At 45.0% G+C, this 14267-nt stretch carries 14 protein-coding genes; 6 read left to right on the forward strand and 8 right to left on the reverse strand.

Annotation, left to right across the window (positions count from 1 at the left end):
- The first annotated feature begins 148 nt into the window (after positions 1 to 148).
- On the forward strand, positions 149 to 640 hold the full coding sequence (locus tag FFM77_RS06560) for a hypothetical protein (protein WP_137634968.1): 492 nt from the start codon (positions 149 to 151) through the stop codon (positions 638 to 640).
- A gap of 108 nt (positions 641 to 748) precedes the next feature.
- On the opposite strand, the gene FFM77_RS06565 is transcribed toward FFM77_RS06560, so the two are convergent.
- Together FFM77_RS06565 and FFM77_RS06570 are read right to left on the reverse strand one after the other, a co-directional pair.
- Positions 749 to 1726: a Gfo/Idh/MocA family protein gene (locus tag FFM77_RS06565; RefSeq protein WP_137634969.1), complete on the reverse strand. Its 978-nt coding sequence runs from the start codon at positions 1724 to 1726 to the stop codon at positions 749 to 751.
- A 16-nt stretch (positions 1727 to 1742) separates the two neighbouring features.
- Entirely contained in the window at positions 1743 to 2762 is a 1020-nt protein-coding gene (locus tag FFM77_RS06570) for a Gfo/Idh/MocA family oxidoreductase (protein WP_137634970.1), read from the reverse strand.
- A gap of 708 nt (positions 2763 to 3470) precedes the next feature.
- Here FFM77_RS06570 and FFM77_RS06575 point away from each other — a divergent pair.
- Positions 3471 to 5474, forward strand: coding sequence for a Na+/H+ antiporter (locus FFM77_RS06575; protein ID WP_137634971.1), 2004 nt, complete (start codon positions 3471 to 3473; stop codon positions 5472 to 5474).
- A gap of 425 nt (positions 5475 to 5899) precedes the next feature.
- Positions 5900 to 6499: a TMEM175 family protein gene (locus FFM77_RS06580; protein ID WP_171001569.1), complete on the forward strand. Its 600-nt coding sequence runs from the start codon at positions 5900 to 5902 to the stop codon at positions 6497 to 6499.
- 167 nt (positions 6500 to 6666) lie between these two features.
- Here FFM77_RS06580 and FFM77_RS06585 read toward each other — a convergent pair whose 3' ends face one another.
- Positions 6667 to 7098: an Rrf2 family transcriptional regulator gene (locus FFM77_RS06585; protein WP_137634973.1), complete on the reverse strand. Its 432-nt coding sequence runs from the start codon at positions 7096 to 7098 to the stop codon at positions 6667 to 6669.
- A gap of 91 nt (positions 7099 to 7189) precedes the next feature.
- Positions 7190 to 8050 carry an NAD(P)H-binding protein gene (locus FFM77_RS06590; RefSeq protein WP_137634974.1) on the reverse strand — a complete coding sequence of 287 codons (861 nt, stop codon included), beginning with the start codon at positions 8048 to 8050 and terminating at the stop codon, positions 7190 to 7192.
- A gap of 470 nt (positions 8051 to 8520) precedes the next feature.
- Between FFM77_RS06590 and FFM77_RS06595 the strand changes: the two genes are divergently transcribed.
- Both FFM77_RS06595 and FFM77_RS06600 read left to right on the forward strand, forming a co-directional pair.
- A complete protein-coding gene (locus FFM77_RS06595; RefSeq protein WP_137634975.1) occupies positions 8521 to 10272 on the forward strand; it encodes a 1-deoxy-D-xylulose-5-phosphate synthase in 1752 nt (583 codons plus the stop codon).
- 129 nt (positions 10273 to 10401) lie between these two features.
- Complete coding sequence (locus FFM77_RS06600; protein WP_137634976.1) at positions 10402 to 10956, forward strand: cysteine hydrolase family protein; 555 nt, start codon at positions 10402 to 10404, stop codon at positions 10954 to 10956.
- A gap of 302 nt (positions 10957 to 11258) precedes the next feature.
- Here FFM77_RS06600 and FFM77_RS06605 read toward each other — a convergent pair whose 3' ends face one another.
- Positions 11259 to 11885, reverse strand: a complete 627-nt coding sequence (locus FFM77_RS06605; RefSeq protein WP_137634977.1) for a hypothetical protein — start codon at positions 11883 to 11885, stop codon at positions 11259 to 11261.
- A 175-nt stretch (positions 11886 to 12060) separates the two neighbouring features.
- Between FFM77_RS06605 and FFM77_RS06610 the strand changes: the two genes are divergently transcribed.
- Positions 12061 to 12345, forward strand: a complete 285-nt coding sequence (locus tag FFM77_RS06610) for a bacteriocin immunity protein (RefSeq protein ID WP_137634978.1) — start codon at positions 12061 to 12063, stop codon at positions 12343 to 12345.
- A gap of 55 nt (positions 12346 to 12400) precedes the next feature.
- On the opposite strand, the gene FFM77_RS06615 is transcribed toward FFM77_RS06610, so the two are convergent.
- Genes FFM77_RS06615 through FFM77_RS06625 form a run of 3 tightly spaced genes read right to left on the reverse strand, consistent with a single transcriptional unit; the run spans position 12401 to position 14232 of the window.
- Positions 12401 to 13159, reverse strand: coding sequence for an ABC transporter permease (locus tag FFM77_RS06615; protein WP_137634979.1), 759 nt, complete (start codon positions 13157 to 13159; stop codon positions 12401 to 12403).
- Positions 13152 to 13862, reverse strand: coding sequence for an ATP-binding cassette domain-containing protein (locus FFM77_RS06620; RefSeq protein WP_137634980.1), 711 nt, complete (start codon positions 13860 to 13862; stop codon positions 13152 to 13154). The genes FFM77_RS06615 and FFM77_RS06620 overlap by 8 nt, the downstream gene beginning before the upstream one ends.
- Positions 13855 to 14232 (reverse strand): GntR family transcriptional regulator, encoded by a 378-nt coding sequence (locus tag FFM77_RS06625; protein WP_137634981.1) that lies wholly within the window; start codon positions 14230 to 14232, stop codon positions 13855 to 13857. Before FFM77_RS06625 ends, FFM77_RS06620 begins: the two co-directional genes overlap by 8 nt.
- Positions 14233 to 14267 lie beyond the last annotated feature (35 nt).

Consider the following 14267-nt stretch of genomic DNA (forward strand, 5'->3'; position numbering starts at 1 on the left):
CACAAACGTGGCCACCACGTTCCAGCCGATTCTGGACCAACCAGAGTGGCAATTTAAACCAACTAGCACCAAGCATACTGATTTGGTAAACTTATCGTTAATTATTATTCAGTAGGTACGGAAATCTTTTATACAGGAGAAACAATGTATGAATACAGAACAAGCAATTGAAGTATTAATGGATATTCGTATCAAACCAGATGCAAGACTAAACCAATGGGGATTTCGAATTCAAATTCCCGGAAAAAAAGTTTTTATAAAGACCGGTTCAACTCCAAATGACGGGGTTAACTATACTCCAGGATTGACAACATTAATTGTATTTATCAAGGTTCTTCGGTTACTAAGCAAAAACAAATACAATACCAAGCCGTGTCATTTTATTAGTAATACTAGCGACCTAGAAACCGTTATTAAAGGAAAATCGTTTAAGAAGTATTTAAACGGAACAAAAAAGCTTAAATCCGTTCATTCACCAGAATGGGAAATGATTTTAAATTTATTACGCGACTTTCAGGATTTTACAGTTGACTGGCAATCTAGCAAACATAAGCATGTCGACTGGCTTAATAATCGAGTTGCCACTGACAACTCGATTATTAACGGACCCCACAATAAGAATCAACGAACAAACTTATAAAACCAATAAAAGAGATGAGATTACCCTACTAAGATAAGGCAATCCCATCTCCTTTATTAATCACTCCTCAATATATTGGTAACTCAAACAGATATCACATCAATTGGTTTATCCCAACTTCAACTGCGCCGATGCTAACGCTTGATCAACCACTGCCATAACTTGTTCCGAATGGCGTAATTGCGTCTTTACAAAAGCCATGTCGTGTTCCGTAATCACCCGATTAAAGATGGCGAATTCACTAAACATCCGATGGGGATGCCGATTATGGTTGACCATCTCAGCCATCCCGTCGCGACATTGTTCATCGAAGCTGGGAATCGTATTCGTTGGACCATTGACGACCATCGATCCAGCCGTTCCTTGCAAAGTTGACTTGACCGGTGCTTCGCAATCCTTGGCTCCGATGCAGACGACTTTAGTATTGGGATAATCCATGATCAAAACGCCTGACGTATCAATCTGGCGCTCAATATTGGCTAGATAATGGACCGCAGTTGGCGCACCTAGCAAGCCGACCACAAAATGAATATTATAAATATTCAAATCCATCAAGGCACCGCCGCCCAGCTTAGGATCAAAGGCTGGCAACACGGTGCCTGCTTTAAATTGATCATAACGCGATGAGTATTGTGAGTAGTTACATTCAACCACTTTCAAGTCGCCTAATGCAGGCAAGTCTTGCTTAATGGCTTGGTAGTTCGGTAAATACTGATTGGTAATGGCTTCAACCAACACCAAATCCTGACTTAACGCCAACTGTTTCAACTCGGTTAATTGATGCGCATTCAACGTAAACGGCTTTTCACAAATGACATTCTTACCCTGCTCCAACGCCTGCTTCGTGTAACTGTAATGTAACGAATTCGGCAAAGCGACGTAAATCGTATCAATATTTTGATCGGCCAATAACAAATCATAATCCGTATAGACCTTTTTAATGCCATACTTCGTCTGCAAGCCTTGTGCCTTCGTTAGACTCCGCGGCGTACTCAATATTCCGGCCAAATCAATATCTGGTAAATCACCGACCATCGTTAAAAAGTCAGCCACAATCTTGCCGGTTCCTAAGATTCCTAAGCGCATGCGGTCACACCTCCGTTTAGTGTTTAACTTGCTTGATCCCGGTTTCGAGCATCTCTAATTGTAAAATCGTTTCTTCATCTTTAACCGTCTTCGGCTGACCATTAATAATCGCTTGGTACAGGCCTTCATAAACCCGACTATAATCACCGGGAACCGAGACGACTTTTTCTTCATGATACTGATTATCCGCATCCATGTAGGTTTCCGTCCCATAATTTTCCGGTTGGTCTATCCCAAAATCGGGATGATCTGGCAAGTAGAAATGTTTCAAATCAACTTCTTGCCGATCTTTTTCGGCTTTAACGAACATCCCTTTTTTCCCGTAAACCACAAAGCTAGGTCGTGGCTTAATCCGGAAATAACTAGACTTGACGGAAACTTTCAACGTCCCGTAATACAAATCAATATCAAAGTAATCATTCATCCGGTCTGCCCCTAATAATTGGCGCACATCATAATGCACATCATCTGGCCGCCCAAAATAAGAAATCACTTGGTCCAAGGTGTGGCAGGCGTGCCCATAAAGGTAGCTGGACTCAACGGAGAAGTGATCCACATTGGTTGGCACTTCTGGCCGGAAATAATCAAACGACATCTCAACTTCTAATAAGTCGCCCAATTTACCACTCTCAATCACTTTTTGCACTGTTAAGAAGTCGGAATCATAACGCCGGTTTTGATAGCATTGTACTAATAAGCCTTTCTCTTTGGCTAAAGCAAAAAGCTCGCGAGCTTGTGCCGAAGTTTCAGTAAAGGGCTTTTCAACCAGTGCGTTCTTGCCGTGATTCAACACGTCTTTAGCCAATTGATAATGCGTTGACCCTGGCGTTGAAACGACAACCAACTGAATCTCAGGATCATCGTAAATATCATTGATATCAGTCGTATAATGCACCCCTTCAATGGGCGTCCAGTTCTGACGACCAGAACGTGAATAAATCGTTTTCACCTTGATTTTATCTTTCAACTTTAAAGCAAAAGGCAAGTGATATCTATTGGCACTCTTTCCGTTCCCAATATACGCAATTGTTAACATGTAAATTCCTCCATTTATAATGGGCTTAATTTGCCACTCTGGTTGGACCAGAATTGGCTGGAACGTGGTGGCCACGTTTTTGAGCCACAAAACGGTCTCAAAAGCCGGGCTTTGACTAAGTCGGAAAATCACTGACTAAGTCAAACGACACCACTGAGCCAATTCTAGCCCGCCCGGCGTTAATTCACAGGTACAATGAATTAATGGTTCCTCTAACCCTAAAATTCAACTAATAGGCTGATTAATCAATCTTCAAAAACTAATGTGTATGGTTCCCTTTAGATCGACTTTGGTCCACAATTTGTATTGGCATCGCTAACTCTAGTCGTAGTGACCAGGATGGTCGCCGTGTCGAGTCACTTTGACCGGTGATTTTCCGGTCTTAGTGACTGGGCCGCCTTTTAAGACGCAGGTTACGGCTTGAAAGCGCCCTGCAGACCGTTCTTTGGCTGCAGGTCCGCCCCACAGCGACTGTCCTGGTCAACGAAGACGGCTAACACCCATCCAAACCTGACTTGATGCTTTCATTATACTGAATCCGTTCTCATTTGACAGGGTTAACGGCTAGGTTGGTACGGATGTTCAACATTGTGACCGTCCAACTGAACAATTTGGACATAATATCCAATCTGCAACACTGATTTAGTACCGCAATGATTTATTTTGCGTTAAAATTAGACAAATTAACTAATAAAGGAGGCAACGAACTTGCAAACCGTTTTCTTAGTCTTACTACTGATTGCAGCTGTCGTGGGTGCCAATGCCATTTATGCCCGCTTCAGTCTAATACCAGTTGCTTTTCTCCAAATTGCGGCCGGGTTACTCTTAGCCTTAACGCCGCTCTATCGCCATTTTGAACTGGAACCGGAAGTCTTTTTATTCGCCATCATTTCGGTATTGATGTTTAATGATGGTCAAAATACCAGCATGCGCAAGCTCAGTCACCAGATCAGAACCACCTTATCATTAGCCGTGGTCCTCGCGATTGTGACGATTCTCATTGTGGGAACAGTCACTCATCTGATCATGCCACAATTTTCGCTAGCGCTCGCCTTGGCATTGGGCGCCATCATTACGCCAACCGATGCCGTCGCCGTCTCTTCAATTACCACCAAAGTATCCGTCCCTAAAGACGTGATGGATACTTTGGAAAATGAATCGCTATTTAATGATGCTTCCGGGATCGTCGCCTTTAACTTAGCCATTGCGGCATTGGTCACCGGTAAATTCTCAGTCGTTAGTGGCATTGGTAACTTTTTATACGTCTTTGTCGGCGGCATTCTAGCAGGCGCCATTTTAGGTTATATCATCGTGGCGATTCGTATTATGCTGATTAACATGCGCGTTGACACGCCGTCTGTCATCGTGCCTTATACGTTGCTGACGCCATTCGTCGTTTACTTATTAGCCGAGGCTATTGGTGTTTCCGGTATTTTGGCCGTCGTTGCTACCGGTTTAATTCACGGCTTGCAACAAGAACGGTTACGGTTAACGACCTCGCGGCTGCAAATCGTGATGTCCACGACCTGGTCAATTATTGCCAGCATCTTAAATGGGATCGTCTTTGTCCTCCTAGGCGTTTCATTGCCTAGCGTTATCAGTCATCTACAACAACGAGATACTGGATCCGTCGCCATTTTAGTTGGCGTCGGCATCTTGCTTTACCTCATCATGACGCTAGTCCGCTTCTTGTGGATTCAACTTGGCCTGGCCAACATTCGCGCTTGGACTAATCAGGAAAAAGCTTTAAATAGTCTCGTCGCAGCCTTAAGCGGCGTCCACGGGACCATTACGTTAGCGATGGCCTTTTCACTACCGCTAACCCTAGGCAACCATGCGTTTACGTATCGCAACGACATCATCTTTATTGCGGCCGTGGTCATCTTAGTCAGCTTACTGGTCCCGACCATTCTGCTGCCACTATTCTTGCCAAAGCAAGTTGATAAAGTCGCCGAAGAAGACATCGCCCAAGCCAAGATTGAAATGGTCACCGATGCCATCCACATGATTAATGCCCGCTATGGCGACACACCCAATGCCAGCCAAACGATTATGATTTTGGAAGGTCAACGGACCTTGGAAGGCCGCCCTAAGAAAGCCCGGTTAACGGAACTCTTTGTCAAAGCTTATGATTGTGAAGAACAAACGATTAACCAAATGGTAGCCACCGGTGAACTAACCCCCGACTTAGCAGATCGTTACTTACAGATTGCCGAAAAGACGCAACTTCAAAATCAACGGTCTTTCTGGCAACGACTATGGTTATTCTTTAGATTTGTCGTACTGGGACGTCGGTCAATGAGTAAACGCGCTCGCTTACGGCGTAAAAGGATGCAGGAATTCAAACGCCACGGTATGACCCGTGAACAAGCCCTTGCCAAAAACAAAGCCATCTGGAGTGAAATCCGCAGTACCGAACAAAAGCCGTACAACGCGGTGGTTAAGATGCTCAATGACAGTTACACTAAAGATAATCAACAAGAAGTGCTGATTGTCCGCCGGGCTTACGATGAACGTCATCGGCGCTTATCGGGCACCCGCGACTTCCAGCAAGCTCAAAACGAGCTTTTAATTGAAGCTTTCCAGTGGGAATATAACTTTATCCAAGCCCAATTGACCACTAAAAAGTATAATCGTGAATTAGGAAATGCGCTCTATGAACAAATTTCAACTGATCAATTAGTTTATTTACAATCCATTAATGCCGATTAAGCCTAAACGTCCCATTCAAATGACTCGCAAAGTCATTTGAATGGGGCGTTTTTAGTTTGAAATTTCATGTTCCAATAAAGCTTGTTCGCTTACTGCTCACGAATTATAACCTGTAGATTGAAACGCACTCAGAATTATCCCCTTAGTTAACGCCGGGCGGGCCAGAATGGCAATCTAATCCTAATAAGTCTTAGCTTCCATAAAAGTAAATCAATCCTAAGATAACGCAGATAATCAACCCTAACCCAACTAACAATAGAAAGACTTTTAATAATTTAGTCATCATCATTTCCCCAATAGTTAACCTAACTGAACACCCCAATGATACTTTAGTAACGTCAACGACACTACCAACTGTCACTCGCAGTTTTTTCTGACGACTTCCGGTAAACTGAAAGTAATCAATTAAGCAGTGGGGTGATGAGGTGCTGTTCCAACATTCGAAAGACCGGCTAGTTGCCATTTCCGATGGGGTCTTCGCCGTCGTGTTAACCATTATGGTCTTGGATATCAAGATTCCAACCGGCGCATTATCTCCAGCCGCTACCCACACTTTATTGCAAGAAATCTTCACTTATCTGATTAGCTTTGCGGTGGTTGCGCAATATTGGCAATATCACCAAGAGCTCTTCGGCCCAGGCATCCAAGTCCCGTCGTCTTTGTATATCCTTAATATGGATTACTTGTCGTTACTATGCTTGTTGCCGTTCGTGACCGGCTGGCTAAAAAATAGTCAAACGTCTCGGTACGCGGCATTGGCCTTTGCCGTGGTGATCGCATTGGTTGATCTTTGTCAGTTACTGATGTTCAAATTGATCATTCGGGCCAACTTAAGACCAGATCAATCGCTAGCTAATCATGATCACGAAGAATACCGTTCTGCTAAAGTGATGGTCGTTATTAGCGGCTTGTACTTGCTAGTTAGTCTGACTTACCCCCACCTACTGTTGCTAGTGATCTTTGCTGGCTTGATTTTCCGCGCTGGGACCACTTGGTTACTGCGCCGCATGACCGCTACTGCTTAATTGAGCTTGTGTTACCTCGCTGTGAAAGAGTTTGGAGACAATCCGAACTCTTTTTATGTATTACCTTCAACTGGACGACAAATAAGCAGGTCAGAAATTTTAAACTTTCTGACCTGCTTATTTTGAGTTTTATGCCAAATTATTCTTAGTGAACACGGCAACAAAAACTAGCTTGTTTGCGCCCGACGTGTCTGAATACCAGTAATCACATCTGCCAAGGTTTGTCGTGCCATCTCAGTTTTAGCGGCAGCTTGTATCCGGTCGTAAAGACCATCTAACGTCTGCTGAATATTGGCACCGATTGGACATTGCATATTCGTCCGCGGGTCCACGTGTAACAAGTCCTGATTGGTTTCAACCGCTTCATAAACGTCTTGTACCGTGATTTCATCGGCCGGTTTGGCTAACTGCGGTTGGGCTGATCCAGCTTGACTGATTAACAAGCCCGCTCGTTTCAAATCCGCCATTAGTCGGCGGACAACACTAGCATTAGCTTCAATACTGGCTGCCAGATCATTACTCGTGATCTTTTGATCATCAATAATGGCGACATACGCCAAAATATGAATAGCATCGCTCAATTTATAAGAATACTTCAACTGCCAGCCACCTACCCTTTTGACATCATCGCTGTTTCAAATCTACTTGTTTCATTGTACCCGAAGACCCATGTTAACGCCAAATCATAAGTTACTGCGCCAAAATTTCGTTGATTGCAGTTTCGATTGGGGTTAATGCGTGACCCAAAACTGTTGGCAGATCGTCAGAAGTAACATTTAATTCATTATCCGCCATCATCGTTTGCATGCCAACTAGTACGGGTGCCATCGTCGCATCCACGCCATTCGCAATCAAGTCGGCTTGATAATCAGCTGGGCTAACTGCTTTAAATTGAAAATCAGCGCGGCCCGTTGCCCGTTTGATAGCTTGTTCCAAATCGGCATATGACCGTGGTTGCCCACCGAATTCGTAGACGGCTTTTGGCGTTGACGTCAACAAGACTTTCGCGGCTGCTACCGCATATTCACGTTCCAACGCAAAACTAATTTTACCGTCACCCGCTGCATAAATCGCATCATGTCCAGCTGCCCCAGCTTGCAAGTATGAACTTTCATTTTCCAAATACCAAGCATTACGCAAAAATGAGTAGTCGATACCACTAGCCTTAATCATCTTTTCTGTCGCCACGTGATCAGTAGATAACCACGATTTTGCCGTATCAGCCTTGGCATAACTGGTATAAGCAATGTAACCCACTCCAGAAGCTGTAGCAGCCGTGACCACGTTTTGATGCTGTTGTTCACGGGCTACTTTACCACCCGGAACTGATGAAATAAATAAGAACCGGTCAATGCCAGCCAAGGCTTGTTCTAGCGCAGGTTCATCCGTGTAGTCAGCTTGACGGACTGTAATCGTGGTTGGTAAGACTTTTGCGGCCTTTTGAGGATTCCGAACGATGGCAATCACGTCCGTTGGCGCGACGGTCTTTAAAAGTTCTTGGATAACGATTTGACCAAAGTGACCCGTTGCTGCCGAAATTGCATATTTCATAATTAAACGTCTTCTTTCTTGATCATTTATTAGTTGTTGTCTTATTAAGCACAACTACACTTTAGCTAATTGTTACTTTATTGTCAACAGCTAAAGTCCTTACGCTTAGTGCTAGTTAAAACTGACGTCTGCTAATTAGTTTCTTGACTCAACGCTAACTTATAAATAACCAATAGTTAACGCCGGGCGGACTAGAATTGGCTCAGTGGTATCGTTTATCTTAGTCGTGACTTTTGCGACTTAGATAAAGCCCGGCTTTTGAGACCGCCCTTTGGCTCAAAAACGCGGCCACCACGTTCCAGCCGATTCTGGGCCAACCAGAGTGGCAACCTAATCCAACTAACACCAAACATGTGCTTTATAAAAATAATTTTATTTTTTCAGACAAAACACTTGTCTTCGACCTACTCTAAGCTGGTATCTTAGATAACGTTATCCAGAAACTAGCTGAAAGTGAGCATAAACAAAAAATGAATACACCAATTTTAAATACCATTGAATCACCAACTGATCTCAAAAAATTAACTTTGCCTGAATTAACAGCCTTAGCTGCTGAAATCCGCCAAGTCCTTTTGAACAAAGTTAGCCAAACTGGCGGCCACGTTGGTCCTAACTTGGGCGTCGTTGAATTAACGATTGCTTTTCATTACGTCTTTGATTCCCCAACTGACAAAGTCGTTTGGGATGTTTCTCATCAATCTTATACGCATAAAATCCTAACTGGCCGTAAACAAGCTTGGTTGGATCCTGCCCATTACGATGATGTCAGTGGCTATACCGCCCCTGAAGAAAGTCCACACGACTACTTCAACATCGGCCATACCTCGACTTCAATCGCCTTAGCAACCGGGATGGCCGTTGCGCGGGACTTACAAGCCAAGCAAGGTAACGTCATGGCCGTGATTGGTGATGGCTCGTTATCTGGCGGTCTCGCCTTAGAAGGCTTGAATACGGCCGCAACTTTGAAGTCAAACTTGATTATCTTGGCTAATGATAACGGGATGTCAATCGCCGAAGACCATGGCGGGTTGTATCAAAACCTAAAAGAACTTCGTGAAACCAATGGACAAGCCAGCAATAACTTGTTTAAAGCAATGGGCTTAGACTATCGCTATGTCGATCAAGGTAACGACCTTGCCACGATGATTGAGGCCTTTAAAGCAATCAAGGATATCGATCACCCGATCGTCTTACATGTGCATACTGAAAAGGGCCGTGGTTATGCGCCAGCTTTGGCAAATGAAGAAGCCTTCCACTGGCATGTGCCCTTTGACTTAAAGACTGGTCAAACCTTGCATCCAAATACCAAAGAAAGTTATACCGACACGATTCATGCTGTCTTGGAAGATGAATTAACTAACCAACACACGCCATTAACTGCCATTACAGCGGCGATTCCCGGCATGTATGACTTAAAACGTTTCGGCAACCGCCATCCGGAACGCTACTTCGATGTTGGTATCGCCGAACAAGAATCGATTACCTTTGCGGCTGGTCAAGCCCAACAAGGCTTACGGCCCATCGTCTTCCATTCTGGGACGTTCTTGCAACGAGCTTACGACCAGTTGTCACACGACTTAGGCATCAACAAGTTGCCCGTGACTATCATGGTCGCCGGTGGCAGTATTAGCGCCGGTGACCCGACCCATCAAGGTATCTTCGACGTGGCCATGTTATCCAACATTCCTGGCTTAACGTACTTAGCGCCAACAACTAAAGAAGAATTAGCCGCGATGATGCGCTGGTCCTTACATCAAACGACCGGTCCCGTGGCCATTCGCGTACCAAGCAACGCCGTTCATTCGGCCGACTTAACCGACTTCGACGTTCATCACTTACGGACCGTGCATGCTGGGCAACAAGTCGCGTTATTAGGTGTCGGTAGCTTATTGCCACTCGCTGAACAAGTGCAGGGTCAACTAGCCGAACATCAAATTGATGCGACCGTCATTGACCCGCGGAACTTATCTGATTTAGATGCAGCCGGGTTGACCGCTTTGCAAGCTCATCATCAATTAGTCGTGACTTTAGAAGAGGCCAGCTTAAGTGGTGGCTTTGGTGAAAAAGTCAGTCGCTTCTATGGTGATACGGACATGCACGTCTTAAACTTTGGGGCAGCCAAACGCTTCAATGATCGTGAAACGACCGCCGAACTCTGGCATGAATTTAAGTTAACACCAGATCAAATCGTCACTGCCATTCAAAAAGCCCTCGCTAAATAAGGACCACTCGCTTCAACAGCCGCCAGCAAATCGCTGGCGGCTGTTTGTGTGTTTAGAAAATGTCATTCTTTGACAGGCCGTACTTGAACCGACATACTGAATCCAAGTCAAACTCACGGAGGATTTTTTATGTCAGCTGATCAAGCCTTACTCATCATTGATTACACGAATGATTTTGTCGCCGATGCCGGTGCCTTAACCTGTGGCGAACCCGGCCAAGTCCTCGCACCTAACCTGATTGAACGGGCCAATGCCGTGCAGCAAAATGAAGGTTGGGTCCTACTGCCAACCGATGTGCATACCCCGCACAATCCGTATCATCCTGAAACCAAGCTCTTTCCGCCCCACAACGTTCGTGGGTCTTGGGGTCGTGAACTTTATGGCCCAGTCAAGCACTGGTTCGACCAACACCAAGCCGACGACCGGGTCTGGCTATTCGACAAGACGCGGTATAGCGCCTTTGCCGGGACAGACTTAGACTTGCGCTTGCGCGAACGCCATGTCACCACGCTAGAACTCGCCGGTGTTTGTACTGACATCTGCGTCTTGCACACCGCCGTCGATGCTTATAATCTCGGCTACCAACTCGTGATTCACCGCAACTGTGTGGCCAGCTTCAATCCAACCGGCCACAGTTGGGCGCTGCAACACTTTGCCAATAGTCTCGGTGCCACCGTGATCTAACAAAAATACCTTGTCAATCATTTCAACAATTGACAAGGTGTTTTTTATTTTCGTCGCATTAACTTGCTGTTCGACTAAATTACCAGTTAAAAATAAGTCGCCACTAACTCATCACAATGCTGCTATTTAACGACGAGCAGTCCAGCATTGACTCAGTGGTACCGTTTATCTTAGTCGTGGGTTGTCGACTTAGATAAAGCCCGGCTTGTAAGACCGCACTTTGGCTTGCAAACGCGGCCACCACGTTCCAGCCAATTCTGGGCCAACCAGAGTGGCAAGTTTAATCCTAACTAACTGCCGATTTAATAGCGCGCAACCATAATCAGGCCCCGCTTAACAACTGGCAACTTCAACACTGGACTCGTCTTGCGGTCAGCTTGCTTGGCGGTTGCCGTCACTTGATATTTCTTAGCCGTAATCCCATTCAGATGGAATAACGCTGGGGTACTGCTACAATACTGTTTCACTAACCGATGATCACGTTGATCGATCGTAATCACACTGGCTTTAGGGACATTGAGCGTGACTAATAGCGTATCAGGTACCCCGCTACGGTCAATTTGAACCATCGCCGGCGCTTTCGTAGCATAGCGGCTAGGACCATACGTGTAAACGTTGGTGACGCGTTGCCCTTTCTGGTTAACACCATATAGTTTAAAATCACGATAACCACTGAACGCTTTGGTCACTTTAAACTTCCGGGCCTTAACAGTGGCCGTAACTTTTTTAGTTTTGCCATATTGGAGTACGACTTTTTTCACTTTCGGACTAGCTTTCCCGACAAACGTAGCCGCCTTTTTAGCGGCATAATACGTCACCGCCATGGCCGACAATGCCGGCTTAGCACTGGCAGTCGCAACGGGCGCCCCCACGGCTAAGCCCATCACAATAGCGCCTAATAAACTACTGGTTAAAATCACTTTTTTCATGATAATCCCCCCAATTAATGCGGTACAACTAACTCTGGACGTCATTATAGCGAGCCATTATCCCAAGTACCAGTATTGTTGATCTAAACCAGTAAGTAAGTTAAGTATTAACTGATTCACGCAGTTACATCGCTTAACCTAACTAGTATAATTTTGACTTAGGGGGGGATTCACAATGACCAACACTAATCGCACCACTTTAATGCAAGCCATCGATACGGCTTACAATGGCGCTGAGGTTCAAAAGTTACCGGACTTAACGAAACTTTTATTAAAGTCCGCCCAACAACTTGAAAACGGCCGTGACGACCACAAAGTCGCCGGTGAACTACATCAAGCTTTAAAATATTGGGGGATGGCCCACTTACATGGACCGAAAGCTTTAGATCCATTATCACAACTTTTAACTGATGATAGCCGCGGTTTGGCTTATCAAAAGCCTTATGCACCACAAGATTAATTAAAACCGTCAAAAAAAACGTGTTCGGAAAAATCCGAACACGTTTTTTGACTCACTAATTAGCTGCGGTTTCAACCCACTTCTTCAATAAGAAGACGTTTAAAATGCTTTCAATCAAGATGACAACGGCCATTGCCGCTAGTGCCAACCAGAATTGACCCAAGTCAGTCCCATTAAAGGTAATCCGGGCAAACCAAGCAACCCCATGCACGATGAAGCCAGCAACGCGCATCGTGATGAAGATAACGATGACATATACGACCACGTTTAACGCCCGTTGCCGGAATTTCGGCAAGAAGTTACTGGTGGCACTCGTCACTAAATGCACAAATGAAATCGTGCTCCAAATGAGTAACGCGGTCATTAAGCTAACCAATAGCATCACTAGTACCGGCGTAGCAACATTCGTGTTCACCGCCATCATCGGTGGCAGCATGCCACTAATCCGTGACCAGCCTAACCAGAGTGTCAGGCCATATAGCACCGCCTGGACGATCATGAAATAAACCAATACGGCTAGTGATGACAATAAGTTCATCAGATAAAACCGCGTTTCTTCAATCGGAATCAGTCGGAACGTATCTGCCGTATACGCTTTTTCCGTGCTGACCGCCAGCAGGATAAACCCAACGACATAAGGCAGCATTGACCAGCTCGTGGTTAAGTAAAATAGCGTGGCTAAGTTAAAATGTCCCTTAATGGCCGTCCAAATCCCAGTAACCGCCACCGCAATCAGTTCCAGCAGAATCATTTGATTCATTTGCCGAAACTTCGTCCAGCCCATCGTTTTAAATAAAGCGCTCATCTTAGTCATGGTCGACACCCCCCGCATACAAACTTTCATAATAATCTTCAATATCCATCCCAGACTCACTCCGAATGGTATCGGTCTTTTGGTGTACCGCAATCGTCTGATCCTTAACAACCACGATTTCATCTAAGATTGGCGCGATTTCAGTCACATAATGATCACTGATTAGCATCGTGGCATTATCCGGCTTCCACTGAATAATACTACTAATGATTTTCTTACGACTCATGCTATCAATCCCGCCAAACGGTTCATCCAACAAGTATAAGTCAGTCTGGCGCGCTAACGTCAACGCAATAATTAACTTTTCACGCATTCCTTTAGACAACGCTAATAGCTTCAACTCGCCGTTCAGCTGTAAGAAATCAGCTAATTCATGATAACGGCTCAAATCGAAATCAGAGTAGACGGTTTGGTAGAAGTCAACGACGCGACTAATCTTCGTGTTCTTGTTGAAACCGTGTAACTGTTCAGAAAAGCTAACGTGCGCTTTACGCGCCGTGGCCGTCGTGGTATCACCGACCATTATATCGCCAGACCCTTGGGCACTCCCAGTAATCAAGCGCATCAGCGTGGTTTTACCGGCGCCATTTTCACCAAGTAACCCCACGATTTTCCCGGTCTCCAAAGTTAGATCAATATTTTTTAAAATTAATTTTTGATTGCGCTTATACGTCAATCCTTGAATAGCTAAAACATTAGACATTTTGCCCTGCCCCTTTCTGTTCGATATACCGTTTCAAACTCGCGATAATCTCCTCATCAGTTAAATTCAATGCGTGTAGTTGCTCGTAGACCTGTGCCAATTGCGTCATCACTAACTGCTCCTTTAGTTGGGCTAATCGGGTCGTATCGGCCGTGACAAAGTTACCTTTGCCCCGTTGCGATTCGATTGTTCCCTCCGTAATCATCTCGCTAAGCGCCCGTTGTACGGTATTGACATTGACTGTCAAGTCGACCGCTAATTGGCGGACTGCCGGCAATTTGTCGCCAGGATTCAACGTGCCCGTCAGCATCTCATGATACAGATAATTTTTGATTTGATAGTAAATCGGGATCTTGTCGTCAAATTTCAATTTGTTCTACCTCCCTAGTGTTATATTTTACTATT

The organism is Lactiplantibacillus songbeiensis, assembly GCF_005405125.1.
Taxonomy (GTDB): Bacteria; Bacillota; Bacilli; order Lactobacillales; family Lactobacillaceae; genus Lactiplantibacillus; species Lactiplantibacillus songbeiensis.

Coding starts and splice junctions, on each gene's coding strand:
- FFM77_RS06560 (WP_137634968.1), top strand. CDS start 149: ATGAATACAGAACAAGCAATTGAAGTATTAATGGATATTCGTATCAAA.
- FFM77_RS06565 (WP_137634969.1), bottom strand. CDS start 1,726: ATGCGCTTAGGAATCTTAGGAACCGGCAAGATTGTGGCTGACTTTTTA.
- FFM77_RS06570 (WP_137634970.1), bottom strand. CDS start 2,762: ATGTTAACAATTGCGTATATTGGGAACGGAAAGAGTGCCAATAGATAT.
- FFM77_RS06590 (WP_137634974.1), bottom strand. CDS start 8,050: ATGAAATATGCAATTTCGGCAGCAACGGGTCACTTTGGTCAAATCGTT.
- FFM77_RS06595 (WP_137634975.1), top strand. CDS start 8,521: ATGAATACACCAATTTTAAATACCATTGAATCACCAACTGATCTCAAA.
- FFM77_RS06600 (WP_137634976.1), top strand. CDS start 10,402: ATGTCAGCTGATCAAGCCTTACTCATCATTGATTACACGAATGATTTT.
- FFM77_RS06605 (WP_137634977.1), bottom strand. CDS start 11,885: ATGAAAAAAGTGATTTTAACCAGTAGTTTATTAGGCGCTATTGTGATG.
- FFM77_RS06610 (WP_137634978.1), top strand. CDS start 12,061: ATGACCAACACTAATCGCACCACTTTAATGCAAGCCATCGATACGGCT.
- FFM77_RS06615 (WP_137634979.1), bottom strand. CDS start 13,159: ATGACTAAGATGAGCGCTTTATTTAAAACGATGGGCTGGACGAAGTTT.
- FFM77_RS06620 (WP_137634980.1), bottom strand. CDS start 13,862: ATGTCTAATGTTTTAGCTATTCAAGGATTGACGTATAAGCGCAATCAA.